Raw genomic sequence first — 23,479 nt, forward strand, 5'->3', positions numbered from 1 at the left:
GGGGCGACCTGCCAATCGGCCTGATCGCGTCATAGACTCCAAGCCCATGGCCTCGGTCCACGAAGCCGGTCTTGCCGGTCCGTTCGCGCTCTCCCACGCCGACCAGCAGCGATTGCGCAAGCGGGTCACCGAGGCGATCAGGCGCGCGCGGAGGTACGGCGAGGCGCTCGCCGCCATCAGCGTGAAGGTCGACGCGCGCACCGATCCCAGCGCCGTCGTGGCCGCCAGCCGCCGTGGCGACGAGCCCTGGTTCTGCTTCGAGCAGCCCGACCGGGACCGTGCCGCGGTCGCCGCGCTCGGCTGCGCCACCGCGCTCGAGGACGACGGCCCGGACCGCTTCAGGACCACCGCCAAGCGCTGGCGCGCGCTCGCCAGCCGTGCCGCCTGCGACCCGCCGGAGGGCCCGCGCGGCGCCGGACCGATCGCCGTCGGCGGCTTCGCCTTCGCCCCCGACGGCGGCGCCTCGCCGCCCTGGGCCGGCTTCGCCGCCGCGTCGCTGCACGTCCCCGAGGTCGCGCTCGTGCGCCGCGGCGACGACGTCCGCCTGACCTTCGCGGTCCTCGCGCAGCCCGACGACACGCCCGAAGACCTCACCAACCGCATCAACAACCGCGCGAACAGCCTGCAGGACGCCCACGACCTCCCGCTGCTGGACCCGAGCCCGTCCGGCCGCTACCGCGTCGTCTCCGCGATGCCGCCGGAGCACTACGAGCAGGCCGTCCAGCGCGCGGTCGAGCGCATCGAGCAGGGCGAGCTCGACAAGATCGTCCTCGCCCGCGAGGTCCAGGTCCACGCGCCGACCGACCACGACCCCGCCGCCGTCCTCGGTGTCCTGCGCGTCGCGTTCCCGTCCTGCCACCTCGTCGTCGCGGGCCGCGGCGACGCGGCGTTCGTGTCCGCCTCGCCCGAGCTGCTGATCCGCCGCGACGGCGAGCGCGCCGCCACGCTCGCGCTCGCGGGATCGACCCGCCGCTCCGCCGATCCCGCCGTCGACGACCACCTCGGCGAGCGCCTCCTGCGCTCCGCCAAGGACCGCGAGGAGCAGGCGATCGTCGTGCGCCGCATCGCCCGGACCCTCAAGCCCTATGCGGTCTGGGTGACCGCCCACGAGGAGCCCGAGGTCGTCAAGATGGCCAACATCCAGCACTTGGGCACGCCGATCCGCGCGCAGCTCTCGCGCGCGATCAGCGTCATCGAGCTCGCCGGCCTGCTGCACCCGACGCCCGCCGTCGGCGGCGAACCCCTACAACAAGCCGCGCCGCTGATCCCGGCCCTCGAGGGCCTCGACCGCGGCTGGTACGCCGGGCCCGTCGGCTGGACCGACCTCGACGAGGACGGCGAGTTCGTCGTCGCGCTGCGCTGCGCGCTCCTGCGCGGCCCGGTCGCGCGCTGCTACGCGGGCGTCGGCGTCGTCCGCGACTCCGATCCGGCCGCCGAGCTGGCCGAGACCGAGACCAAGCTCCAGGCGCTGCTGCCCGTCCTCGCGGGCTAGCCCGCGGCGACGCCGCGCGCGCGGCGCCACACCGCCACGACGTCGCGCACGGTCGCGCTGCGCCACGTCGAGCGCCCGTCCAACGGCCGGACAGCGAGGTCGAACCGCCCGGACTCGCGCTGCTCGATCGCCTCGACGAGCGCGTGGAACCTGCGCCCCTTGCGGTCGATCTCGACGATGTCGCCGACCGCGATGCCCTTCGACGTCACCCGCGACGGGACCGGCGCCACCTCGGGAGCGACCGCAGCCACGTGCTCCTCACCGAGGAGGGAGATCTGGCCGTCATCGCTCACCGCGCACACCCTACGGCCCGCACCGGACCGGCCCACACCGGACCGAGCGTCCGCACCCGGACACATCCTCAACAAGCCTCGTCAATGAGGCCCATCCGTGGTACTCCCTCGCCGTGTCACTGGAAGCGCCACTCCCTTCAGCGGTCCGCGGATTCGCGCGAAAGCCGCCACGCCGCGCCGAGGTCGCCGACTGGCGTCCCGTCGCCGCCGCGATCGCCGTCGCCGCGGGCGTCGTGCTCGGCCTCCTCGCCGAGTTCGGCCTGATCGCGCTCGATCCCCACGGCCGCGCGCTCGTCGCAGCCTCCGGCCTGCTCGTCGACGCCGTGCTGCTCGCGGCCGTCCTGCTCTCCGCCCGCCGCGGCGCGCAGCGCCTCGGCCCCGCCACGCTCGGACTGCGCCGCACGCCCGTCGGTCCTGCGCTCGGCTGGGGCGCGGCGGTGCTCGGCGGCGTCTGGCTGGCCGAGATCATCCTCACCGCGCTGCTCGCCGGCCACGGCCAGGAGCACCACGGCCGCCACGCGGCCGGCGCGTTCGCGCCCGACGTCGCGGTCCTGCTCGTGCTCGCGGTCGCCGTCTCGGCCCCGATCGTCGAGGAGATCGCGTTCCGCGGCTACCTCTTCCCGGCGCTCGCCGGCTGGCGCGGCCCGTGGATCGGCGCGCTGCTGACCGCCGTCCTGTTCGCCAGTGCCCACGTGCTCGCGCTGCCGCCCGCGTTCCTGCCGGGCATCGCCGTCTTCGGCTTCGGCGCCTGCCTGCTGCGCTGGTTCACCGGCTCGCTGCTGCCCGGCGTCGCCATCCACGCCTTCAACAACGCGGTCGTCCTCACGGCGCTGAGCAGGGGCCAGCTCTGGTGGGCGATCCCGGCGGCGCCGCTCGTCTGCCTGGCGCTGCTGGCGCCGTTCAGCCGGACGCGCGCGGAAGACGTCGAGACCGCGGTCGCCGAGACGGCCTCCGCCTAGCCCGTCAGCACCCCACTCACCACCACCAAGGAGACCAACACCACCATGTCGGCCACCAACCCGTCCGCCACGCCGCTCGACCGCCACGCCTCGCCGGTCAGGTCGCGCAAGGGCCAGCAGATCCCGGGCCTCGCGGTCGCCTCGTTCACGCTGGGCATCCTCGCGATCCTGACCGCGATCTTCATCGTCCCGGGCGTCCTGCTCGGCATCGTCGGCCTCGTCCTCGGCCTCACCGGTCGCGGCAACGCGAAGCGCGCCGGCCAGCCCTCGCACTGGATGGCGACCGCGGGCGCCGTGCTCAGCGGCCTCGCGATCCTCGGCGCGGTCGTCCTGGTCGCGATCGCCGCGGCGTCGTAGCCGCTAGGCGAGCGGGTGCTCGCGCCCGTCGGGCGCGGGCGGGAGCCACAGCGCCGCGCGCCTCATGCGCGCGGCGTGGTCCGGCGTCGGGCGGTCAGCGCGTGCGGCGGCAGCCGTGAGCGCGAGCAGCATCACGAAGGCACCGACCCAGCCGGCCATGAGGGCGACGATCCACACCATCGGGCGCCACCCTACCCATGCATGAGACATTCGTCACCTGTCCGCACGAGAACTTTCTCACCGGAGCGCTGCGGAAACCGCGTCCCAGACCGCCCGGTGCAGCGCCACGTTGGCCGCGCGCTGCGTCCGGACGTGCAGGATCGTCGTTCCCGAACCCTCCGGAGAGCTCAGCAACGCGCGCAGCCGCGCCCCGTCGGCCACCGCCTCGTAGCGGGCGCCGTACAGCGCGGCGGCACGCTCGATCTCCAGGTTCGTGGGCGTCAGGACGTGCTCTGCATAGGCAGGGTCGCCGGAACGCCCGACCGGCAGGAAGTCGAAGATCCCACCGCCCGCGTTGTCGACGACGACGATGGTCAGCACAACGCCTGTTCGGCTGCCCGCGAGCAGGCCGCCGAGGTCGTGGGCGAACGCCACGTCGCCGATCAGCAGGAAGGTCGGAGCGTCCGGTCGCGCCGCGGCGACGCCGTAGGCGGTTGAGATCGTCCCGTCGATCCCGTTGGCGCCGCGGTTGGCCAGCGCGCGCCGCGGCGGGTCGGCGACCGGCCAGAACGTCTCGACGTCGCGGATCGGCATCGACGCGGCGACGACCACCGCGCTGCCCGCCGGCGTCGCGGTCGCCAGCGCCCGCGCGACGCCCGGCTCGTCGAGGTCGCCCAGCGTCGCGGCGATCGCCTCGGCCGCGCGCGCGTCGCCGTCGCGCCAGCGGCCGAGCCACGCGGCGTCGACCGGCCAGACCTCGTCGATCGCGCCGAGCGCGGACGGGTCGAGCGCGAGCACGTCGGTCAGCGCCGCGTCCGGGTCCGGCCAGCGCCCGGACGGGACGAGCGCCAGCTGCGGCACGTCCAGCCCCGCCAGCCACTGGCGCAGCGGCTTGGACGTCGGCAGATCGCCGACGCGCAGCACGCACTCGGGCGCGACGCCGGCCGACCAGGCCGCGTCGCGCAGCAGCGCGTCGTAGTGCGCGACGGCCGCGCCGCCGCGGCGCGCGCCGCTCAGCGGGTCGGCGAGCAGCGGCCACGCCAGCGCCTCGGCCAGCCGCGCGGCGCTCGCGCCGTCGGCGCCGCGGCCCGCGACGATCACGCCGTGGCGGGAGTGCTCACGCAGCCAGTCGGTGAGCGGCTCGGGGTCGGCCGTGCCGCGCGGCGCGACGACGCGCGTCCACGGCGCGCCGTCCGGCCGCCCGCCGTCGCCCGGCGCGCCCTCCAGCGGCTCGTCCAGGATCAGCGGCTCGCGCAGCGGGAAGTTCAGGTGCACGACGCCGGGCCGGCCGCTCGTCGCCTCGGCCAGCGCGCGGCACGCGAGCTGACGGATCCAGCGCAGCCGCGCGGGCGTCGCCTCATGCGTCCCGACCTCGAAGAACCACTTCGCGAACGACCCGTACACCTTGACCTGGTCGATCGTCTGACCCGCGCCGACCTCGCGCAGCTCCGGCGGGCGGTCGGTCGTCAACACCAACAACGGGACGCCGGCCTCGGAGGCCTCGATCACCGCCGGCAGGTAGTTGCCGGCCGCGCTGCCCGACGTGCACGCCAGGACCGCGGGCCGCCCGGACGCCTGCGCGAGCCCGAGCGCGAAGAACCCCGCGCTGCGCTCGTCGACGTGCGACGTCACCGGCACGCGGCCGTCGTGCGCGAGCGTCAGGACCAGCGGCGTCGACCGCGATCCCGGCGAGGTGCAGGCCCCGCTGACGTCGCCGCGGTGCAGCTCGTCGACGAAGGCGCGGAGGAGCTTGTAGGTGTCGTGCGTCTCGCTCATGGGATAGGAAGGGGGAATGCCCGAGACGCTGGTACTGCTCCATGGCTTCGGTGGGACCCACCGCGCCTGGGACCCTGTCCTGCCCGAGCTCGACCATGCACGCTACAGCCCGCTCGTCCCGGACCTCCGCGGGCACGGCACGAAGTCCGGCGTGCGACCGGTCAGCTTCGAGGGTTGCGTCCGCGACGTCCTGGCCGCCGCGCCCGACGAGTTCGTGTTGTGCGGGTACTCGTTCGGGGGCCGCGTCGCGCAGCAGGTCGCGCTCGCCGCGCCGGACCGCGTCATGCGGCTGATCCTCGTGTCGTCGTCGGCCGGGATCGCCGATCCGGAGGTGCGCGCGCGGCGGATCGCCGAGGACGAGCGCTTCGCCGGCGAGCTGGAGGCGATGACGATCGCGGAGTACGCCGAGCGCTGGATGGCGCAGCCGCTCTTCGCGGGCACCGACCCCGAGGCCGCGCGGTGGTGGCACGAGGACCTCCTGCGCAACGACCCGGCCGGGCTGGCCGCCGCGCTGCGCGGGATCGGCGGCGGCGCGATGGAGCCGTTCTGGGACCGCCTGCCGGAGCTGACGATGCCGGTGACGATCATCGTCGGCGCGCGCGACGAGAAGTTCGTGGCGTTCGCCGACGAGTACCGCAAGCACTTGCCCGACGCCGACGTCCACGTCGTCGAGGGCGCGGGGCACGGCCTGCCGCGCGAGGCGCCGCAGCAACTCGCCGAGCTGATCCAGGCCGGCGTGTGAGGCGCGGCGCAGCCGTCGCGCTGCTGCTCGCCGTGGCCGTGCTCGTCGCGGCGGGCTGCGGCGGTGGGTCGACGAGCCACGGCACCGCGACCGAGGGGAGGCTCGGGACCGTGACGATCGCCGGCCGCGGCAAGCCGGGCAGCACGCCGCCGAAGGACGTCGCCGGCGGCCAGTCGGCGGTCAGGACCCTCACGCTGCGCCAGGAGATCGGCCAGCGCATGGTGTTCGCCTACTCCGGCACCAGGCCGCCCGAGGCGCTCAAGCGCCGGATCCGCCGCGGCGAGGCCGCCGGGGTGATCCTCTTCGCGCGCAACATCACGACGGCGGCCCAGCTGCGCACCCAGATGGCCGCGCTCCAGCGCCTGCGCGGCCCGCTCGACCGCGGCCTGCCGCTGCTGGTCATGGTCGACCAGGAAGGCGGCGCGGTCCGCCGCCTGCCCGGCGGTCCGCTGCGCGCGCCCGGTCAGACGCGCGACGCCGCCGACGCCCGCCGCCTCGGCAGCTCCGCCGCGGCCGCGCTGAAGCGCGCGGGGGCGAACGTCGACATCGCGCCGGTCGTCGACGTCGCCCGCGCCGGCTCGGCGATGGCCGCCGAGGGCCGGGCCTACGGCAGCGCCCCGGACCGCGTCGCCGCCCGCGCCGACGCGTTCGCGCGCGGCCTGCGCGCCGACGGCGTCCACCCGGTCTACAAGCACTTCCCCGGCTTCGGCGCGGCGACCGTCAACACCGACGACGCCGCGGCGCGCATCGACCTGCCGCTGTCGGCGCTCCGGGCCGCGGACCTCAAGCCCTACAACAACGTCGACCCCGACGCGGTCATGGTCTCGACCGCGATCTACCCGCGCGTCGACCCGCGCCCGGCCGTGTTCTCCCGGCGCTGGGTCACCCAAGAGCTGCGCGACGGGATCAAGGGCTACAAGAACGTCGTGACGATGACCGACGACCTCCAGGCCCCGGCCGTCGCGCGCTACGGGACGTCCGCGCAGCTCGCGTTCTTCGCGATGACCGCGGGCGTCGACCTGCCGGTCTTCGCCAAGGACTACATGTCGGCCGACCGCGCGGCGAGGGGCCTGGAGCAGGCCGTCCGCTCCGGCAAGCTCAGCCGTCAGGAGCTCGCCGCGGGCGTCCAGCGCGTGCGCGCCTGGCGCGCGCGCCTGAACACCGGGCCCTAGCCCAGCAGGCCCGGGCCGGCCGGAACCCTGAGGCGCCCGTGGCTGATCGCCAGCGCGCCGTCGGGCGGCGCGCCCTCGTCGGCGAGCATGCCGAGCGTTGCCAGCCCGCAGGGCAGCTCGACCTTCAGCGCCGCGGCGCAGTGCACGGCGGCGGCGATCCCGAGCGGGCCGTCGAGCGTCGAGGCGATGTAGACCTCGGCGCCGGTCGACCGCACCAACATGGCCTGGGCCAGCAGCGCGCTGATCCCGCCCGCGCGCGAGACCTTCAGGCAGACGGCGTCCGCCGCGCCCGAGGCGATCGCGCCGTGCTCGGCGGCGGTCTCGTCCATCGCGATCCGGATCGGGACGCGCTCGCGCACCGCGCGCAGCTCGCTGATCCCCGAGACCGGCTCCTCGACCAGCTCCAGCCCGGACACGCTGAGCGCGTCGATCGCCCGGATCGCCTCGTCGACCGACCACGCGCCGTTGGCGTCGACGCGCAGCGCGACGCCGTCGCCGACCGCGCGCCGGACCGCCGCGACGCGGCCCGCGTCGTCGCCGATCCCGACCTTGACCTTCACGCACTCGTAGCCCGCGTCGGCCGCCGCGGCCGCGGCCTCGGCCGCCTCGACGCGGTCGGTCGCGCCGATCGTCGCGTTGACCGGCACGGCGTCCAGCCACTCGTCGTTGAGCAGCGCGCAGACCGGCCTGCCGGTGCGCCTGCCCGCCGCGTCCCACAGCGCCATGTCGACCGCGGCCAGCGCCTGCGGGAGGTCGGCGACCTCGCGGCACGCGTCCAGCAGCTGCGGCCCGCTGCGCCCACGGTCGTCGGCGAGCACTTCGGCGTAGCGCTCCAGCGCGGCGCCGACGATCTCCAGCGGGACGCCGTCGTAGGCCTCCAGCGGCGCGGCCTCGCCGCGGCCGGTGACGCCGTCGCGCGCGGTCAGCGTCAGCAGGTAGGCGCCGCGCTCGTGGACCTCGCCGTAGGACGTGGCCAGCGGCGAGCGCAGCGGATGCATCACGGATTCGAGGGCGACCTGCACGACTGCGCAGGAGAGTGGCACACGCGGCCGTCGTGTCCATCCATCACGCAGCGTGATCGATGTCTGCGCGAACGTGACTTCGACATATGACCGATGCCGTGGCACGATCAAAGGCATGGAGATCCGGCATCTGCGCACCATCGCCGCCGTGGCCCGCCACGGCTCGTTCACGAAGGCGGGGGAGGAGCTCCACCTCGCCCAGTCCGCGATCTCGCAGCAGATCCGCCGCCTCGAGGGCGAGCTCGGCATCCAGGTCTTCACGCGCTCCTCGCGGTCGGTCGAGCTGACCGCCGAGGGCCGGCTCGTCCTCGACTACGCCCACCGCGTCCTGCACGAGGTCGAGGGGTTGCAGAGCGAGCTGGAGGAGCTGTCGGGCCTGCTGCGCGGCGAGCTCAAGCTCGGCGGCATGTACCCGACGGGGCTGTACGACCTCGCCGACGTGATCGCCGACTTCCACGAGCGCCACTCGGGCGTGGCGATCCACATGGTCGAGGGCACGCAGGACGAGCTGCTCGAGCAGCTGCGCACCGACGAGCTCGACGCGGCGTTCACCGCGGTCGACCCGGACGCGCTGGGCGAGGACTTCGCCGCGTCGCTGGTCTTCGAGGAGGAGTTCGTGGTGGCGCTGCCCGTCGACCACCCGCTGACCGCGCACGACCACATCACCTACGAGCAGCTCGCCGCCGAGGACCTCGTCACCTACCGCGAGAACAGCGCGCTGCGCCTGCGCCTGGAGAAGGCGATGGCCAAGCTCGGCATGCAGCCGCGCAACGCTTTCATCTGCACGGAGATGGGCGCGGTCCGCGCGCTCGTGTCCAAGGGCCTCGGCGTCGCGGTGCTCCCGCGCTCGATCGCCGCCGAGCCGGGCGCCGAGATCGCCTTCCGCCCGGTCGGGCCCGAGCTGCTGACGTGGCCGACCGCGCTGGTCTGGCGCGCGGGCCGCCGCCAGCCGCCGGCCGCCAAGGCCTTCCTCCAGCTCGCGCTCCAGCGCGCGGAGGAGACCGGGCGCGAGCCGCGCAGGGCGCCGGTCGCGCTGGTCGCCTAGCTCAGCAGCAGGCCGGCCGACAGCAGCACGCAGAAGACGAGCTGCATCATGCCGGTCTTGGCCAGCGCGCCGTTGAGCGTCGGGCCGTCGTCGTGCTGGCGCACGGTCCGGACCAGCGGGACCGCCAGCGGCAGCGCCAGCCAGGTCAGCAGGACCCACGGGCCGACGTGGTTGCCGCCGGCCAGCCACACGATCGGCGGGATCAGGAACGCGACGTAGACCTCGGCCGCGTAGATCGAGCGCGCCGCGCTGCGGCCCAGCCGGACCGCGAGCGTGCGCTTGCCGACGCGCGCGTCGGTCGGCGCGTCGCGGATGTTGTTGACCGCCAGGATCGCGCTCGCGATCAGGCCGACGGGCACGGCGAGGGCGAACGCCTCCCACTCCAGCCTCTCGACCTGCGCGTAGTACGAGCCGGTCACCGCGACCAGGCCGAAGAACAGGAACACGAAGACGTCGCCGAGGCCCTCGTAGCCGTACGGCCGCGGGCCGCCGGTGTAGAGGACGCCCGCCAGGATCGACGCGGCGCCGATCGCCAGGATCACCCAGCCGGCGATGACGATCAGGTAGATGCCGCACGCCACGGCCAGCGCGAACGACACGTAGGTCGCGGTCAGCACCTGCCTCGGCGGCACCAGCCCGCCCGCGGTGACGCGCACGGGGCCGAGGCGGTCCTCGGTGTCGGCGCCGCGGCGCGCGTCGGAGTAGTCGTTGGACAGGTTCGCCCCGACCTGGATGAACACCGCGCCGAGCAGCGCGGCGATGAACGCGCCGACGCGCAGCGACGAGCGCTCGGCGGCCGCCAGCGCGGTCCCGACGAGCACGGGCGCGACACCGGCCGGCAGCGTGCGCGGCCGCGCGGCGAGCAGCCAGATCTTGACGGGGGAGGGGCGCTGGGAGATGGCGTCTGACATGTTGTAGGTCTCGGTCCGGCTCTATGCCCGGCGCGGGAACTGGGAGAAGTCGGGCTGCCGCTTCTCCTTGTAGGCCTCGCGCCCTTCCTTGGCCTCGTCGGACCCGTAGAAGAGCAGGTTGGCGTCGTGGGCCAGCTGCTGGATCCCCGCGTAGCCGTCCTCGTGGGCGTGGAACGACGACTTCACCAGCCGCAGCGCGAACGGCGACAGCTCCAGCATCTCACGACACCAGGAGACCGTCTCCTCCTCGAGCTTCTCCAGCGGCACGACCGCGTTGACCAACCCCATGTCCAACGCCTGCTTGGCGTCGTACTGGCGGCACAGCAGCCAGACCTCCTTGGCCTTCTTGGTGCCGATCAGGTCGCGCAGCAGCGACGCGCCGAAGCCGCCGTCCCAGGACCCGACCCGCGGCCCGGTCTGGCCGAAGCGCGCGTTGTCGGCGGCGATCGTCAGGTCGCAGCAGAGGTGCAGGACGTGGCCGCCGCCGATCGCGAAGCCGGCGACGCTCGCGACGATCGGCTTGGGCAGGCGCCGCATCTGGACCTGGAGGTCGGTGACGTGGAAGCGCCCGACCTTCGCGCCCTCCGGGATGTAGCCGGTGTCGCCGCGGACGTTCTGGTCGCCGCCGCTGCAGAAGGCGTTCGGGCCCTCGCCGGTGAAGATGATCACGCCGACGTCGCCGTCCTCGCGGGCGCGCTCCAGCGCCTCGGAGACGTCGATCAGCGTCTTGGGCCGGAAGGCGTTGCGCACCTCCGGGCGGTCGATGGTGATCTTGGCGATGCCGTCGCCGCTGAGCTCGTAGCGGATGTCGGTGTAGTCGCCGTCGCCGGGGGTCCAAGTCACTGCCATGGGTCGGCAGGCTACTTTCCGAGCCATGGTGGTCGAGTCCTGGCTGGTGCGGGCGGCGCGCGAGCGGCCCGCGCGGGCGGCGGTGAACGACGTGACGTACGCGGATCTGCTGGAGCGCGCGCGGGGCGTGGCGGCGGGGCTGCCGCGCGGCGCGCGGGTCGGGCTGGCGCTGGCGCCGGGGGAGGACTACGTGGTCGCGCTGCACGGCTGCCTGCTCGCCGGCGCGCTGGTCGTGCCGATCGACCTGCGGCTGACCGAGGCGGAGCGGCCGGAAGTGGACGTGCTGCTCGAAGACGCAAAGCCGTTTACACCGGTTCGATTCGAGTCGGCCGACGAGCAGCACGACCTCGACGCGCCCGCGATCCTCGTGCACACCTCCGGGACCACTTCCGCTCCCAAGCCGATCCGCCTGACCTACGGCAACTGGCTCTGGTCCGCGCTCGGCTCCGCCGTCGCGCTCGGCGTCGACCCCGACGAGCGCTGGCTCTGCACGCTGCCGCTCTCGCACGTCGGCGGCCTGTCGATCCTGCTGCGCTCCGCGATCTACGGGACGACCGCGGTCGTCCACGAGCGCTTCGAGACCCAGCGCGTCCTGCAAGCCCTACAACAACCCGACGGGCCGACCGTGGTCAGCCTCGTCCCGACGACGCTCGCGCGCCTGCTCGACGCCGGCCTGCAGGACCCGCCCGCGCTGCGCTGGGCGCTGCTCGGCGGCGCGCCGCTGCCGCCCGCGCTGATCGCCCGCGCCGAGGCGGCGGGTGTCCGGGTCGCGCCGACCTACGGGCTGACCGAGGCCTGCTCGCAGGTCGCCACCGCAGGCGTCCCGCTGTTCTGCACCCGCGTCGTGCTCGACCCCGCCGACGGCGAGATCCTCGTCTCCGGCCCGACGCTCTCACCCGACGCGCGCACCGATGAGGACGGCCGTCTCCACACCGGCGACCTCGGCGCCTTCGACGACGACGGCCTGCTGCGGATCGTCGGCCGCAAGGCCGACACGATCGTCACCGGTGGCGAGAACGTCGCGCCCGCCGAGGTCGAGGCGGTCCTGGAAGCGCACCCCGCCGTCGCCGAGGCCGGCGTCCTCGCGCGCCCCGACGACGAGTGGGGCGAGGCGGTCGTCGCGCTCGTCCGCCTCCGCGAGGGTGCGACCGCGACCGCGCTCGACCTCCAGGACCACGCCCGCGCGCACCTCGCCCGCTTCAAGGTCCCCAAGGACGTCGTGGTGACCGCCGACCCGCTCCCGCGCACGGCCTCTGGAAAGCTCGTCCGTCGCGACCTGCGGTTCCCGTAACTTCTGCACCGATGAAGCCGTTCTCACCATCGATGCGAACCCTGAGCTCCCTCGCGGCCACCGCGACCACCCTCGGCGTGCTGATCGTGGCCGCCGCGCCCGCAGGCGCCGCCGGCTGGCCGAAGACGCTGGTCGTCGACCAGACTGCCGGCCCGTACACGACGATCAACGCCGCGCTCCAGGACGCGGTCAAGGACGACACGATCGACGTCCACGCCGGCACCTACGTCGAGAGCGTCCTGGCCGACCAGACGCACGGCGTCACGATCCACGGCGAGCCCGGCGCGGTCATCCAGGCGCCGCCTGGCGCGCCGTTCGCGGTGACGGTCTCGGGGACGTCGATCACGCTCGACCACCTGACGATCAACGGTGGCGACGGCGGCGTGCTCATGGGCGCGTTCTACGACGAGATCACCAACAGCACGATCACCGCGCCCAACACCGCGGTCGAGATGGACGGCCCGTTCGCCTTCGCGATCGACCGCAGCGTGCTGCGGGCCACCGCGCCGTCCGGCGTCGCGCTGCGCGCCACCACCGTCGCCACGCCGGACTTCCCGGAGAAGCTCGACGTCTCGACGTCGGTCCTCGCAGGCGGGCCGGCCGGCTCCGGCCTGTCGCTCGTCTCCGACGGCAGCAAGTACGGGGGCGACGGCGTCGCCGCGACGCTGACCTCGTCGACCGTGGCGGGCGCCCCGACCGCGCTGACCAGCGCGCAGGTCGCCGGGGGCGGCCCGAACAGCTTCACCGCCTACAACTCGATCGTGCACGGCGCGGCGCCGGGCCTCACCGGCTGGCGCAACGAGACCGCTGCGACCGACGCCGCCACCTTCGCCGGGGGCGGCGCCGACGGCGACTTCCACGTCTGCTCCGGGGCGCCGGCGGTCGGCTACACCGACGCCAACCCGCGCCCGGCCGTCCTGCGCGCGCCGACCTCGCCGGCCTTCGCCACGACCACCGACCTCGACGGCGTCGCGCGCAGCGGCGACGGCGCGGCCCCCGGCGCCTACGAGCCGACGGGGACGAGCTGCGCGGCGACGACGCCGGACGTCAAGCACGCCGCGAAGGACGTGACCGCGCCGACCGTCCGCATCACGCGCCAGGCGAAGGTCCGCCGCTTCCGCCTGCGCACGGTCAAGCACCACCACGTCGCCAACCGCGTGCGCTTCGGCGGCCACGTCGGCGACGCGAGCGGCGTCGCCGGCGTTCAGCTGGTCCTGCGCCGGCTCGGTGGCAGGGCCGGCACGTGCCGCTACCTGAGCCCCGCCAAGCGCCGGGTCGTCACGACGTCGTGCAAGGCGACGGGCCCGGCCGTGAGGGCCGCCGTCCACGGCACGACGTGGAGCTGGAAGATCCCCGCGGGCTATGCGCTGCCGGCCGGCAGGTGGCAGCTGCAGGCGGTCGCGACCGACCGGGCGGGCAACGTCGCGACATCCGTGCTGCACTTCACGGTGACGTGATCGACGAGACCGACCCTGAAGAGCAGCGCGCCAACGCCCGCGAGCGGTGGGAGAACGCGGCGCCGCGCTGGGAGGACCGCGTCGGCGGGTTCCTGGACGGCACGCTGCCGCTCGCGCACTGGATGGTCGACGCGCTGGCGCCGCAGCCGGGCCAGCGCGTCCTGGAGCTGGCCGCGGGCCGCGGCGACGTCGGCTTCCTGGCCGCCGAGCTGCTGCAGCCCGGCGGCGAGCTGATCAGCACCGACGGGGCGGAGGCGATGGTCGAGGTCGCCAGGCAGCGCGGCGAGCAGCTCGGCCTGACCAACGTGGAGTACAAGCCGATGGAGCTGGAATGGGTCGACGCGAAGCTCGCGTCGCTCGACGGCATCCTCTGCCGCCACGGCTACCAGCACGCCGTCGATCCCGAGGCCGCGTTCCGCGAGGCGCGCCGCGTGCTCAAGCCCGGCGCCAAGCTCGTGCTCGCGGTCTGGACGACGCCGGAGGAGAACCCCTGGCTGGCGGCGATCAACACCGCGGCGGAGTCGCTGGGCCTGCAGGAGCCGGCCGCGCCCGGCGCGCCCGGAGCCTTCGCGCTCAGCGATCCCCAGCGCCTCGCCGACCTGCTGCAGGACGCCGGCTTCGACACGCCTACGATCACCCCGATCGACCTCACCTTCACGGCCCCGGCGTCCGACGCCTGGTTCGAGACGCTGCGCGCGATGTCATCGTCGTTGCAGCCGCTCCTCGACGGCCTCGCGCCCGCCGACCACTACAAGTTCCGCGACGCCATCGACGCGATCTGGGCACCGTTCGTCAACGACGACGGCAGCGTCGCGATCCCCGGTCGCAGCCTGGGAGCCGTCGCCGAGGCGTAGCTCATAGACTGCTCCGTCCTATGTTCTACGACGACGACGCAGATCTCACCCTTCTCGACGGCAAGACCGTCGCCATCATCGGGTTCGGCTCCCAGGGCCATGCCCACGCCCAGAACCTGAAGGACTCGGGTGTGAACGTCGTCGTAGGCCTGCGCGAGGACTCCGCTTCGGTGCAGCAGGCCAAGGACGCCGGCCTCACCGTCAAGTCGGTCGCCGACGCCGCCTCCGAGGGCGACGTCGTGATGCTGCTCGTCCCGGACGAGCTGCACGGCCAGGTCTGGGAGAACGAGGTCAAGGACGGCATCGCCGAGGGCAACCTGCTGCTCTTCGGCCACGGCTTCTCCGTCCTCTACGAGACCGTCCAGCCGCCCGCCGGCGTCGACGTCGCGCTCGCCGCCCCGAAGGGCCCGGGCCACCTCGTCCGCCGCCAGTACACCGAGGGCTCCGGCGTCCCGGGCCTGATCGCGATCCACCAGGACGCGACCGGCAACGCCAAGGATCTGGCGCTGGCCTACGCGAAGGGCATCGGCTGCACCCGCGGCGGCGTCTTCGAGACGACGTTCAAGGAGGAGACCGAGACCGATCTCTTCGGCGAGCAGGCCGTCCTCTGCGGCGGCGCGTCCGCGCTGGTCCAGGCGGGCTTCGACACGCTCGTCGAGGCCGGCTACGACCCGCAGATGGCCTACTTCGAGTGCCTCCACGAGCTCAAGCTGATCGTGGACCTCATGTACGAGAAGGGCCTGTCGGGGATGCGCTACTCGATCTCCAACACCGCCGAGTACGGCGACTACACGCGCGGCCCGCGCGTCGTCAACGACGACACCAAGGCCGAGATGAGGCGCATCCTGGGCGAGATCCAGGACGGCACGTTCGCGCGCGAGTGGATCGCCGAGAACAACGCCGGCCAGGAGAACTTCAAGCGCATGCGCGCCGAGCAGGCCGACACGCAGGTCGAGCACGTCGGCAAGGAGCTCCGCTCGCACATGGACTGGATCCAGACCGAGTTCTAGTCCCGGTTCGGTTTCGCTAGTCTGCCTCGGGCCGTCGCAACTGGCGTCTCGAGGTGGACTACCACCGGGGAGCGGCGGTGTTCCGCCGCCGCACGCCTGGGCACTCTCATCCCGAACTTCGACGAGGAGTCCCCATGACGACGAGCGCCACAACGCTCACCATCCCGGAAGAGCTCAAGCCCGCCGACGGCCGCTTCGGCTGCGGTCCCTCGAAGGTGCGCCCCGAGCAGCTGGCCACGCTGGCCGCGCGCGACGCGCACCTGATGGGCACCTCGCACCGCCAGAGGCCCGTCAAGGACCTGGTCGGCCGCGTGCGCACCGGGCTCTCCGATCTCTTCAGCCTGCCCGACGGCTACGTCGTCGCGCTCGGCAACGGCGGCACGACCGCGTTCTGGGACGCGCTCGCCGCCGGCATGATCCGCGAGCGCTCGCTGCACCTCAGCTTCGGCGAGTTCTCCAACAAGTTCGCGAGCGTCGCCAAGGGCGCGCCGCACCTCGGCGACCCGATCGTCATCAGGTCCGAGCCGGGCGACGCGCCCGCGCCGGTCTACGAGGACGGCGCCGACGTCGTCGCCTGGGCCCACAACGAGACGTCGACCGGCGTCATGGTCCCGGTCACGCGCCCCGCGGGCAGCGACGACGCGCTCGTCCTGATCGACGCCACCTCGGGCGCCGGCGGCCTGCCCGTCGACGCGGCGCAGGCCGACGTGTACTACTTCGCGCCGCAGAAGTGCTTCGCCGCCGACGGCGGCCTCTGGCTGGCGCTGCTGAGCCCCGCTGCGCAGGAGCGCATCGCCGAGATCGGCGCGCGCACCGACCGCTGGATCCCGGAGTCCCTGTCGCTGACCACGGCGCTGGACAACTCGCTCAAGGACCAGACCTACAACACGCCGGCGCTCGGGACCCTGATCCTGCTCAACGCGCAGCTGGAGTGGATGAACGGCAACGGCGGCCTGGACTTCGCGGTCGGCCGGACGACCGAGTCCTCGACCGCGCTGTACGAGTGGGCCAACGCCTCCGCGTTCGCGACCCCGTTCGTGACCGACGAGGCCAAGCGCTCGCTGGTCGTCGGCACGATCGACTTCAACGACGACGTCGACGCCGCGGCGGTCGCCAAGACCCTGCGCGCCAACGGCATCGTCGACACCGAGCCCTACCGCAAGCTCGGCCGCAACCAGCTGCGCATCGGCATGTTCCCGGCGATCGACCCGGACGACATCCGCCAGCTGACCAAGAGCATCGACTACGTCGTGGAGAACATCTGATGACCCGGGTCCTCGTCGCCGAGAAGATCGGCGCCAGCGGCATCGACCTGCTCAAGTCGCACTTCGACGTCGACCTCGCGTTCGACATCGACGGCTTCGACTTCGCCGAGCGCATCGGCGAGTACGACGGCCTGCTGATCCGCTCGGCCACGAAGATGACGGCCGACCTGATCGACAAGTCGACCAACCTGAAGGCCATCGGCCGCGCCGGCGTCGGCGTCGACAACGTCGACGTCCCGGCCGCGACCAAGCGCGGCATCATCGTCGCCAACGCGCCGGAGTCCAACGTCGTCACCGCCGCCGAGCACACGATGGCGTTGTTGTTGGCCTTGGCCCGCAACGTGCCGCAGGCCCACGCCGCGCTCAGCGGCTCCGGCAAGTGGGAGCGCTCGAAGTGGTCGGGCGTCGAGCTCGACGGCAAGGTGCTGGGCATCCTCGGCTTCGGCCGGATCGGCCAGCTCGTCGCCGCCCGCGCCAAGGGCTTCGGCATGCGCGTCGTCGCCTACGACCCGTTCGTGTCCGCCGAGCGCTACAAGGACCTCGGCGTCGAGAAGGCCGAGAACTCGGACGGCGTCTACGCGGTCGCCGACTTCCTGACGCTGCACCTGCCCAAGACGCCGGAGACCGAGGGCTGGCTGGACGCCGAGGCGATCGCCAAGTGCAAGGGCGGCGTCAAGGTCCTCAACGTCGCCCGCGGCCCGCTGATCAACGACGATGACTTGATCGCCGCGCTCGACAGCGGCAAGGTCGGCGGCGCGGCGCTGGACGTCTTCCGCTCCGAGCCCGTCACCGAGTCGCCGTACTTCGGCCGCCCCAACGTGATCGTGACGCCGCACCTCGGCGCCTCGACCGCCGAGGCGACCGACCGCGCCGGCTTCCAGGCCGCCGAGCAGGTCGTCGCGGCGCTCACCGGCGGCGCGGTCACCACGGCCGTCAACGTCCCGGCGATCAGGGCGGAGGACCTCGAGGTCCTCGGCCCGTACGTCCCGCTGTGCCGGCACCTGGGCCGCCTCGCGGTCACGCTGGCCGACGCCTCCTCGATCGACCGCATCGAGGTCGAGCTGCTCGGCAGGATCGCCGACCGCGACACGCGGCCGCTGGCGACCGCCACGCTGCTCGGCGTCCTGCAGGGCCACACCGAGGAGGACGTCAACTCGGTCAACGCGCCCGCGGTCGCCGACGAGCGCGGCATCGAGGTCGTCGAGACCAAGAACGCCTCGTCGCGCGACTTCGAGAACCTCGTGCGCGTGACGGTCACCGCCGGGGACAAGAGGACCCGCGTGGTCGGCACGACGTTCGGCCGCCGCAACCGCCCGCACCTGCTCGAGGCGTGGGGTCAGCGCTTCGACGTCCAGCTCGACGAGCACCTCGCGGTGTTCCGCTACGGCGACCGCCCCGGCATGATCGGCCGGATCGGCGCGGCGTTCGGCGACGCGGGCGTGAACATCGTCTCGGCCGCCGTCGGCCGCCAGGACGAGGACGCCGCGGGCACGACCGCCGAGGCCGTGATGGTCGTCACCACCGACGGCGCCGTGCCGCGCGACGTCGTCGCGAGCGTCGTCGCCTCGGACGGCTTCGTGGCCGGCCAGGCGATCACGCTCTAGCCCTCAGGCGGACAACGCTCCACAAAGGCGCCCCGGACCGCAGGTTCGGGGCGCTTTACGTTGGGTAAGCAACCTGACGCCATGTCGAGTCGGGTCATCTCGGTCCTGGCGCTCGTCGCCGCGGTGTTCGCGGTTGCGGCGTGCGGGGGCTCATCGGACAAGTCCGGAGCGGTCACGCTCAACTGGTGGGCGGGCAACCAGCCCGGCGGTTCCTTCCAGAAGGCGGCCGAGTACTGCTCGCAGCACTCCAACGGCGAGTACAGGATCAAGGTCAACCTGCTGGGGACCGACGCCGACTCGCAGCGCCAGTCGCTCGTCCGCCGCCTCGCCGCGGGCGACAGCTCGATCGACCTGATGGCCATGGACGTGGTCTGGACCGCGGAGTTCGCGGAGGCCAAGTGGATCCTGCCGTTCCCGTCCGACGACGCCAACGAGCTCAAGCAGGACCGCCTCGCCGGCCCGCTGAAGACCGCGACCTACCAGGGCAAGCTCTACGCCGCGCCCGGCAACTCCAACACCCAGCTGCTCTGGTACCGCAAGTCCCAGCTGAGGGGCGAGCCGGTCCCGAGGACCTGGCAGCAGCTGATCGACACGGCCAAGAAGCTCAGGACGACCATCGCCTACACCAACGCTCAGTACGAGGGCACGACCGTGTGGTTCAACTCGGTCATCCAGGCGGCGGGCGGCTCGATCCTGGACCCGACGGGCACGAGGGCGGTCCTCGGCCAGCCCGCGCTGAAGGCGATCCAGATCATGAAGGACTTCGCGGCCGGCCCGGGCAACCCGACGCTGCCGGCGGCCAAGGAGGACCAGGCGCGCCAGGCCTTCGAGGTCGACAGCGGCACGGCGTTCGAGCTCAACTACCCGTTCGTGTACGCCTCGGCCCAGAGCAACACCACCGTCAAGGGCCTCAAGGACGACATCAAGTGGGCGCCGTACCCGTCGGTCACGCCCGGCGGCCCGAACCGCGCGCCGATCGGCGGCTTCAACTGGGGCGTGGGCGCGCACACCAAGCACCCCAAGCAGGCCTTCGACGCCGCGACCTGCCTGGCCTCCGAGCAGCCCGAGCGCCTCTACGCGCAGCTCGACTCGCTGCCGCCGACGCTGAGCAAGGTCTACGACGACCCGAAGTTCCAGAAGTCCTATCCCTTCAGCGACATCGTCAGGAAGCAGATCGACTCCGCGGGCGTCCGGCCGGTCTCGCCGCTGTACGCCGACGTGTCGCTGGCCGTCTACACGACGCTGTCGCCCGCCGCGAAGCTCGATCCGCCGGCCGCGCTGAAGCAACTGACCTCGCGCGTCAGGGACGCGCTGCAATCGAAGGGGCTGCTCTAGATGGCCGCGACCGCCGCCGAGGCACCGCCCGCCGCCGCACCCGCCAAGAGGGGCGCCATCTCCGCGCGCACGCGCGCCGAGCGCAAGTTGGGGTGGATGCTCTGCGCGCCCGCCGTGATCGTGATGCTCGCGGTCACCGCGTACCCGATCCTCTACGCGGTCTGGCTGTCGCTGCACCGCTCCGACCTGCGCTTCCCGGACAAGACCGCGTGGATCGGCCTCGACAACTACGTCACGGTCCTCAGCTCGCAGCTGTGGTGGAAGGACCTCTTCCACACGATCGTCTTGATGGTGTTCTCGGTCTCGATCGAGCTGGTGCTCGGCATGCTGCTGGCCCTGGCCATGCACCGCGCGATCTTCGGCCGGGGGCTGATCCGGACCACCGCGCTGGTGCCCTACGGCATCGTCACGGTCGTCGCCGCGTTCGCGTGGCGGCTGGCGTTCTCCAAGGCCGACGGCGGCTTCGTCCCGGTCCTCCTGGGGTTGGAGAAGGACCCGCTGATCGTCACGTGGTCGACCTACCTGGTGGCGATCCTCGCCGAGGTCTGGAAGACCACGCCGTTCATGGCCCTGCTGTTGCTCAGCGGCCTGGCGCTGGTGCCCGACGACCTGCACGAGGCGGCCAAGGTCGACGGCGCGACCGCGTGGCAGCGCTTCTGGAGGATCACGATCCCGCTGATGAGGCCGGCGATCCTCGTCGCGCTGCTGTTCCGCACGCTCGACGCGTTCCGGATCTTCGACACCGTGCAGGTGCTTTCGAATGGCTCGAACCGCTCGATCGAGACGGTCTCGCAGTTGTCCTACAACACGCTGCTGACGCGGCTGAACCTCGGGCTCGGCTCCGCGGTCTCGGTGCTCGTCTTCCTGTGCGTGCTGCTGATCGCGTTCTTCTACATCAAGTTCTTGGGGGCCAACCTGGCTCAGCAGCGGGGTGAGCGATGAGCATCGACCGCAGACGCCTGTTCGGCTGGGGCACGGCCGAGGCCGTCATCGTCGTCGCCGCGCTGTTCCCGATCATGTGGCTGATCTCGCTGTCGCTGAAGACGCCGGCGACCGTCGGCGACGGTCGGCTGATCCCGAAGGAGTGGTCGTTCGACAACTACTCCTCGATCTTCCACCAGGACATCTTCACCAAGGCCCTGCGCAACTCGATCGGGATCGCCGCGATCTCGACGGTGATCGCCGTCACGCTGGCGTCGCTGGCCGCCTACGCGATCGCGCGCCTGGACTTCCCGGGCAAGCGGCTGATCCTCGGCGCGTCGCTGACGATCGCGATGTTCCCGCCGGTCTCGATCGTCGGCCCGCTGTACGACATGTGGCGCACGCTCGGCCTCTACGACACGTGGGCCGGCCTGATCATCCCCTACATGACGTTCACGCTGCCGCTGGCGATCTTCACGCTCAGCGCGTTCTTCCGCGAGATCCCGTGGGAGCTCGAGCAGGCGGCGCAGATGGACGGCGCGACGCCCGCGCAGGCGTTCCGCAAGGTGATCCTGCCGCTCGCCGCGCCGGGCGTGTTCACGACGGCCATCCTGGTGTTCATCTACGCCTGGAACGACTTCATCTTCGCGCTGTCGCTGACGTCGACCACGAGGGCGCAGACGGTGCCGCCGGCGATCCAGTCGTTCACCGGCGTCTCGCAGTTCACCGCGCCGACCGGCGCGATCGCGGCGGCGGCGATCATCGTGACCATCCCGATCGTGATCATGGTCCTGTTCTTCCAACGGCGGATCGTCGCGGGCCTCACGGCCGGCGCGGTCAAGGGCTGAGGAGGCCCACTCCCCATGGCCGGCATCAAGCTCGAGGACATCACCAAGCGCTACGACGACGGCTTCGAGGCCGTCAAGCAGCTCAGCCTGGACATCGCCGACGGCGAGTTCCTGATCCTGGTCGGGCCGTCGGGCTGCGGCAAGTCGACGGCGCTGCGGATGGTCGCGGGGCTCGAGGACATCACCTCGGGCGACCTCATCATCGACGGCGAGGTCGTCAACGACCGCGCGCCCAAGGACCGCGACATCGCGATGGTGTTCCAGTCCTACGCGTTGTACCCGCACATGACCGTGGGCGAGAACATGGCCTTCCCGCTGCGGCTGGCGAAGGTCGACGACGAGGAGGTCAAGCGCCGGGTGGGGGAGGCCGCGAGGATCCTCGACCTCGAGCAGCACCTCAACCGCAAGCCGGCCAACCTGTCCGGCGGCCAGCGCCAGCGCGTGGCGATGGGGCGCGCGATCGTGCGCAACCCGAAGGTCTTCCTGATGGACGAGCCGCTGAGCAACCTCGACGCGAAGCTGCGCGTGCAGATGCGCGCGGAGGTCTCGCGGATCCAGTCGCGGCTGGACACGACGACGATCTACGTGACGCACGACCAGACCGAGGCGATGACGCTCGGCGACCGCGTCGCGGTCATGCGCGCGGGCCTGCTGCAGCAGGTCGACACGCCCAGGAACCTCTACGAGCGCCCCGACAACCTGTTCGTCGCGGGCTTCATGGGGTCGCCGTCGATGAACTTCTTCGGCGGCCGCCTCGAGGGCGACACGCTGAAGCTGCCGTTCGCCGATGTCCCCCTGAGCGCCGAGCAGAAGCGCGCGGCGTCGGGCGCGAGCAGCGGCGACCTGATCGTCGGCATCCGGCCCGAGCACTTCGAGGACGCGACGCTGATCGGCGAGCAGCAGGAGCACGGCGTGACGTTCGAGGCGCCGGTCGACGTCACCGAGTCGATGGGCAGCGAGGTGTACGCCTACTTCACCTACGAGGGCGACGACGTCAGCCACGACGAGCTGCGCGACCTCGCCGACGACGCGGGCGCGGGCGAGCTGCCCGACGCCAGCGGCCGCGCGACCGCGCGGCTGGACGCCGAGACGAGGGTGACCGACGGCACCCGCGCGAAGCTGTGGGTCGACACGTCGCGGCTGCACTTCTTCGACGCCGAGAAGGGCCACGCGCTGCGGGTCGACGACGCGGGCGCGCCCGCCACGTCCACCACGACCGCGCCGGAGCCCGAGCCCGCCGCCTAGCCCGCGGCGAACGACGCGTCGCCGACGACCGCGAGCAGCTTCAGCCGCTCGGCGGCGTCGCTGCCCGGCGCCGCGGTGAAGACGACGAGGCACTCGGTGAGGTTCTCGGCGGTCAGGACCTGGCAGTCGAGCGCCATCGTCCCGACCGTCGGGTGGACGATCGTCTTGCGCTGACCGGAGCGGACCGCGACCTCGTGCTCGGCCCACAGCGCGGCGAACTCGGGCGAGGACGCCAGCAGCGCGTCGACCAGCGCGCGCGCCTCGGCGTCGTCGGGCGCGCGGCCCACTACCGCACGCAGGTTGGCCACGTAGGAGCGCGAGAGCGCGGCGTGCTCGCCGGGCGCATGGCGCTCGCGGTCCTGGCCGCGGCCGGTGAACCAGCGGTGGACGAGCGCGCGGTCCAACCCGGTGTACGTGGTCTGGTCACCCAGCAGCGCGACCGCCAGCGGGTTCTGGACGAGCGTCATGCCGAGGTCGTTGGTGATCTGCGCCGGGGTCGCGTCGAGCTGGCCGAGGATCCGCAGCAGCGCGGGGGACGGGTGGTCGGTCCGGAACGCGCGCGGCGGCGCGGTGTGGCTGGCGAGGCGGTAGAGGTGGTCGCGCTCGTCGGGCGTGAGGCGCAGCGCGCGTGCGAGCGCGGCGGCCGTCGCCTCCGAGGGCCGGTTGCCGCGGCGCTGCTCGAGGCGCGTGTAGAAGTCGGTCGACATGTGCGCCAGCCCCGCGACCTCCTCGCGGCGCAGGCCGCTGGTCCGGCGCCGCTGCCCGGGTGGCAGCCCGACGTCGTCGGGGGTGAGCGCCGCGCGGCGGCGGCGCAGGAAGTCCGCGAGCGCGTCCTGGTCCATCGCCCACACGATGCTACGACGGCGGGCGCG

23 protein-coding genes and 1 riboswitch are annotated in these 23,479 nt (G+C 72.9%); of the genes, 16 read left to right on the forward strand and 7 right to left on the reverse strand.

The genetic code is table 11. The features are described from left to right. Nucleotides 1-46 precede the first annotated feature (46 nt). A complete protein-coding gene (locus H030_RS0118760; RefSeq protein ID WP_035127957.1) occupies nucleotides 47-1,492 on the forward strand; it encodes an isochorismate synthase in 1,446 nt (481 codons plus the stop codon). On the opposite strand, the gene H030_RS39230 is transcribed toward H030_RS0118760, so the two are convergent. Next, entirely contained in the window at nucleotides 1,489-1,785 is a 297-nt protein-coding gene (locus H030_RS39230) for a hypothetical protein (protein WP_027007243.1), read from the reverse strand. The two genes, H030_RS0118760 and H030_RS39230, sit on opposite strands and share 4 nt — an antisense overlap. Before the next feature lie 113 nt (nucleotides 1,786-1,898). On the opposite strand from H030_RS39230, the gene H030_RS39235 reads away from it, so the two are divergent. Next, nucleotides 1,899-2,744 carry a CPBP family intramembrane glutamic endopeptidase gene (locus H030_RS39235; RefSeq protein WP_027007244.1) on the forward strand — a complete coding sequence of 282 codons (846 nt, stop codon included), beginning with the start codon at nucleotides 1,899-1,901 and terminating at the stop codon, nucleotides 2,742-2,744. 45 nt (nucleotides 2,745-2,789) lie between these two features. Beyond that, nucleotides 2,790-3,101 carry a DUF4190 domain-containing protein gene (locus H030_RS33415; RefSeq protein ID WP_051223100.1) on the forward strand — a complete coding sequence of 104 codons (312 nt, stop codon included), beginning with the start codon at nucleotides 2,790-2,792 and terminating at the stop codon, nucleotides 3,099-3,101. 3 nt (nucleotides 3,102-3,104) lie between these two features. On the opposite strand, the gene H030_RS39240 is transcribed toward H030_RS33415, so the two are convergent. After that, nucleotides 3,105-3,281: a hypothetical protein gene (locus tag H030_RS39240; RefSeq protein WP_155892147.1), complete on the reverse strand. Its 177-nt coding sequence runs from the start codon at nucleotides 3,279-3,281 to the stop codon at nucleotides 3,105-3,107. 57 nt (nucleotides 3,282-3,338) lie between these two features. Then, a complete protein-coding gene (gene menD / locus H030_RS0118785; RefSeq protein ID WP_027007245.1) occupies nucleotides 3,339-5,036 on the reverse strand; it encodes a 2-succinyl-5-enolpyruvyl-6-hydroxy-3-cyclohexene-1-carboxylic-acid synthase in 1,698 nt (565 codons plus the stop codon). 16 nt (nucleotides 5,037-5,052) lie between these two features. Between menD and H030_RS33420 the strand changes: the two genes are divergently transcribed. Continuing rightward, nucleotides 5,053-5,778, forward strand: coding sequence for an alpha/beta fold hydrolase (locus H030_RS33420; protein ID WP_051223102.1), 726 nt, complete (start codon nucleotides 5,053-5,055; stop codon nucleotides 5,776-5,778). Further along, nucleotides 5,775-6,950 carry a glycoside hydrolase family 3 N-terminal domain-containing protein gene (locus H030_RS33425; RefSeq protein WP_051223104.1) on the forward strand — a complete coding sequence of 392 codons (1,176 nt, stop codon included), beginning with the start codon at nucleotides 5,775-5,777 and terminating at the stop codon, nucleotides 6,948-6,950. Before H030_RS33420 ends, H030_RS33425 begins: the two co-directional genes overlap by 4 nt. Here H030_RS33425 and H030_RS39245 read toward each other — a convergent pair. Beyond that, nucleotides 6,947-8,113 carry a mandelate racemase/muconate lactonizing enzyme family protein gene (locus H030_RS39245; RefSeq protein ID WP_155892148.1) on the reverse strand — a complete coding sequence of 389 codons (1,167 nt, stop codon included), beginning with the start codon at nucleotides 8,111-8,113 and terminating at the stop codon, nucleotides 6,947-6,949. The genes H030_RS33425 and H030_RS39245 overlap by 4 nt on opposite strands. On the opposite strand from H030_RS39245, the gene H030_RS33435 reads away from it, so the two are divergent. Next, nucleotides 8,088-9,017 carry a LysR family transcriptional regulator gene (locus H030_RS33435; protein WP_051223106.1) on the forward strand — a complete coding sequence of 310 codons (930 nt, stop codon included), beginning with the start codon at nucleotides 8,088-8,090 and terminating at the stop codon, nucleotides 9,015-9,017. The genes H030_RS39245 and H030_RS33435 overlap by 26 nt on opposite strands. On the opposite strand, the gene H030_RS0118810 is transcribed toward H030_RS33435, so the two are convergent. Together H030_RS0118810 and menB are read right to left on the reverse strand one after the other, a co-directional pair. Then, nucleotides 9,014-9,928: a 1,4-dihydroxy-2-naphthoate polyprenyltransferase gene (locus H030_RS0118810; protein WP_027007246.1), complete on the reverse strand. Its 915-nt coding sequence runs from the start codon at nucleotides 9,926-9,928 to the stop codon at nucleotides 9,014-9,016. The genes H030_RS33435 and H030_RS0118810 overlap by 4 nt on opposite strands. A gap of 21 nt (nucleotides 9,929-9,949) precedes the next feature. Beyond that, the gene (gene menB / locus H030_RS0118815; protein WP_035127960.1) at nucleotides 9,950-10,777 is read right to left on the reverse strand and encodes a 1,4-dihydroxy-2-naphthoyl-CoA synthase; all 828 of its coding nucleotides are present in this window, start codon (nucleotides 10,775-10,777) and stop codon (nucleotides 9,950-9,952) included. A 25-nt stretch (nucleotides 10,778-10,802) separates the two neighbouring features. Between menB and H030_RS33440 the strand changes: the two genes are divergently transcribed. The 10 genes from H030_RS33440 (at nucleotide 10,803) to H030_RS33450 (ending at nucleotide 22,607) form a co-directional block, all read left to right on the forward strand. Then, a complete protein-coding gene (locus H030_RS33440; protein WP_051223108.1) occupies nucleotides 10,803-12,068 on the forward strand; it encodes a class I adenylate-forming enzyme family protein in 1,266 nt (421 codons plus the stop codon). A 32-nt stretch (nucleotides 12,069-12,100) separates the two neighbouring features. Then, a complete protein-coding gene (locus tag H030_RS0118825) occupies nucleotides 12,101-13,525 on the forward strand; it encodes a hypothetical protein (protein WP_155892149.1) in 1,425 nt (474 codons plus the stop codon). After that, a complete protein-coding gene (locus H030_RS33445; RefSeq protein ID WP_035127964.1) occupies nucleotides 13,522-14,379 on the forward strand; it encodes a class I SAM-dependent methyltransferase in 858 nt (285 codons plus the stop codon). The genes H030_RS0118825 and H030_RS33445 overlap by 4 nt, the downstream gene beginning before the upstream one ends. Before the next feature lie 20 nt (nucleotides 14,380-14,399). Further along, nucleotides 14,400-15,389 (forward strand): ketol-acid reductoisomerase, encoded by a 990-nt coding sequence (gene ilvC / locus H030_RS0118835; protein ID WP_027007249.1) that lies wholly within the window; start codon nucleotides 14,400-14,402, stop codon nucleotides 15,387-15,389. 26 nt (nucleotides 15,390-15,415) lie between these two features. After that, nucleotides 15,416-15,498, forward strand: a riboswitch (ZMP/ZTP riboswitch). 25 nt (nucleotides 15,499-15,523) lie between these two features. Further along, a complete protein-coding gene (gene serC / locus H030_RS0118840) occupies nucleotides 15,524-16,654 on the forward strand; it encodes a phosphoserine transaminase (protein ID WP_027007250.1) in 1,131 nt (376 codons plus the stop codon). Further along, nucleotides 16,654-18,258 carry a phosphoglycerate dehydrogenase gene (gene serA / locus H030_RS0118845; RefSeq protein WP_027007251.1) on the forward strand — a complete coding sequence of 535 codons (1,605 nt, stop codon included), beginning with the start codon at nucleotides 16,654-16,656 and terminating at the stop codon, nucleotides 18,256-18,258. The genes serC and serA overlap by 1 nt, the downstream gene beginning before the upstream one ends. Before the next feature lie 81 nt (nucleotides 18,259-18,339). Then, nucleotides 18,340-19,593, forward strand: coding sequence for an extracellular solute-binding protein (locus H030_RS0118850; protein ID WP_027007252.1), 1,254 nt, complete (start codon nucleotides 18,340-18,342; stop codon nucleotides 19,591-19,593). Beyond that, nucleotides 19,594-20,535 carry a carbohydrate ABC transporter permease gene (locus H030_RS0118855; RefSeq protein WP_081690933.1) on the forward strand — a complete coding sequence of 314 codons (942 nt, stop codon included), beginning with the start codon at nucleotides 19,594-19,596 and terminating at the stop codon, nucleotides 20,533-20,535. Beyond that, on the forward strand, nucleotides 20,532-21,362 hold the full coding sequence (locus H030_RS0118860; RefSeq protein ID WP_051223110.1) for a carbohydrate ABC transporter permease: 831 nt from the start codon (nucleotides 20,532-20,534) through the stop codon (nucleotides 21,360-21,362). Before H030_RS0118855 ends, H030_RS0118860 begins: the two co-directional genes overlap by 4 nt. Before the next feature lie 15 nt (nucleotides 21,363-21,377). Beyond that, entirely contained in the window at nucleotides 21,378-22,607 is a 1,230-nt protein-coding gene (locus tag H030_RS33450) for an ABC transporter ATP-binding protein (protein WP_081690934.1), read from the forward strand. Here the strand turns inward: H030_RS33450 and H030_RS0118870 are convergent. After that, the gene (locus H030_RS0118870; RefSeq protein ID WP_027007255.1) at nucleotides 22,604-23,449 is read right to left on the reverse strand and encodes a helix-turn-helix transcriptional regulator; all 846 of its coding nucleotides are present in this window, start codon (nucleotides 23,447-23,449) and stop codon (nucleotides 22,604-22,606) included. The genes H030_RS33450 and H030_RS0118870 overlap by 4 nt on opposite strands. Nucleotides 23,450-23,479: the final 30 nt, after the last annotated feature.

The sequence above is a fragment of the Conexibacter woesei Iso977N genome (assembly GCF_000424625.1).
In the GTDB taxonomy this organism is placed as follows: domain Bacteria; phylum Actinomycetota; class Thermoleophilia; order Solirubrobacterales; family Solirubrobacteraceae; genus Baekduia; species Baekduia woesei_A.

What these genes read in the sequence shown, in the direction of transcription:
- H030_RS0118760 (WP_035127957.1), top strand. Translation starts at nt 47, where the DNA reads ATGGCCTCGGTCCACGAAGCCGGTCTTGCCGGTCCGTTCGCGCTCTCC.
- H030_RS33415 (WP_051223100.1), top strand. Translation starts at nt 2,790, where the DNA reads ATGTCGGCCACCAACCCGTCCGCCACGCCGCTCGACCGCCACGCCTCG.
- H030_RS39240 (WP_155892147.1), bottom strand. Translation starts at nt 3,281, where the DNA reads ATGGTGTGGATCGTCGCCCTCATGGCCGGCTGGGTCGGTGCCTTCGTG.
- menD (WP_027007245.1), bottom strand. Translation starts at nt 5,036, where the DNA reads ATGAGCGAGACGCACGACACCTACAAGCTCCTCCGCGCCTTCGTCGAC.
- H030_RS33420 (WP_051223102.1), top strand. Translation starts at nt 5,053, where the DNA reads ATGCCCGAGACGCTGGTACTGCTCCATGGCTTCGGTGGGACCCACCGC.
- H030_RS33435 (WP_051223106.1), top strand. Translation starts at nt 8,088, where the DNA reads ATGGAGATCCGGCATCTGCGCACCATCGCCGCCGTGGCCCGCCACGGC.
- H030_RS39245 (WP_155892148.1), bottom strand. Translation starts at nt 8,113, where the DNA reads ATGGTGCGCAGATGCCGGATCTCCATGCCTTTGATCGTGCCACGGCAT.
- H030_RS0118810 (WP_027007246.1), bottom strand. Translation starts at nt 9,928, where the DNA reads ATGTCAGACGCCATCTCCCAGCGCCCCTCCCCCGTCAAGATCTGGCTG.
- menB (WP_035127960.1), bottom strand. Translation starts at nt 10,777, where the DNA reads ATGGCAGTGACTTGGACCCCCGGCGACGGCGACTACACCGACATCCGC.
- H030_RS33440 (WP_051223108.1), top strand. Translation starts at nt 10,803, where the DNA reads ATGGTGGTCGAGTCCTGGCTGGTGCGGGCGGCGCGCGAGCGGCCCGCG.
- H030_RS0118825 (WP_155892149.1), top strand. Translation starts at nt 12,101, where the DNA reads ATGCGAACCCTGAGCTCCCTCGCGGCCACCGCGACCACCCTCGGCGTG.
- ilvC (WP_027007249.1), top strand. Translation starts at nt 14,400, where the DNA reads ATGTTCTACGACGACGACGCAGATCTCACCCTTCTCGACGGCAAGACC.
- serC (WP_027007250.1), top strand. Translation starts at nt 15,524, where the DNA reads ATGACGACGAGCGCCACAACGCTCACCATCCCGGAAGAGCTCAAGCCC.
- serA (WP_027007251.1), top strand. Translation starts at nt 16,654, where the DNA reads ATGACCCGGGTCCTCGTCGCCGAGAAGATCGGCGCCAGCGGCATCGAC.
- H030_RS0118850 (WP_027007252.1), top strand. Translation starts at nt 18,340, where the DNA reads ATGTCGAGTCGGGTCATCTCGGTCCTGGCGCTCGTCGCCGCGGTGTTC.
- H030_RS0118855 (WP_081690933.1), top strand. Translation starts at nt 19,594, where the DNA reads ATGGCCGCGACCGCCGCCGAGGCACCGCCCGCCGCCGCACCCGCCAAG.
- H030_RS0118860 (WP_051223110.1), top strand. Translation starts at nt 20,532, where the DNA reads ATGAGCATCGACCGCAGACGCCTGTTCGGCTGGGGCACGGCCGAGGCC.
- H030_RS33450 (WP_081690934.1), top strand. Translation starts at nt 21,378, where the DNA reads ATGGCCGGCATCAAGCTCGAGGACATCACCAAGCGCTACGACGACGGC.
- H030_RS0118870 (WP_027007255.1), bottom strand. Translation starts at nt 23,449, where the DNA reads ATGGACCAGGACGCGCTCGCGGACTTCCTGCGCCGCCGCCGCGCGGCG.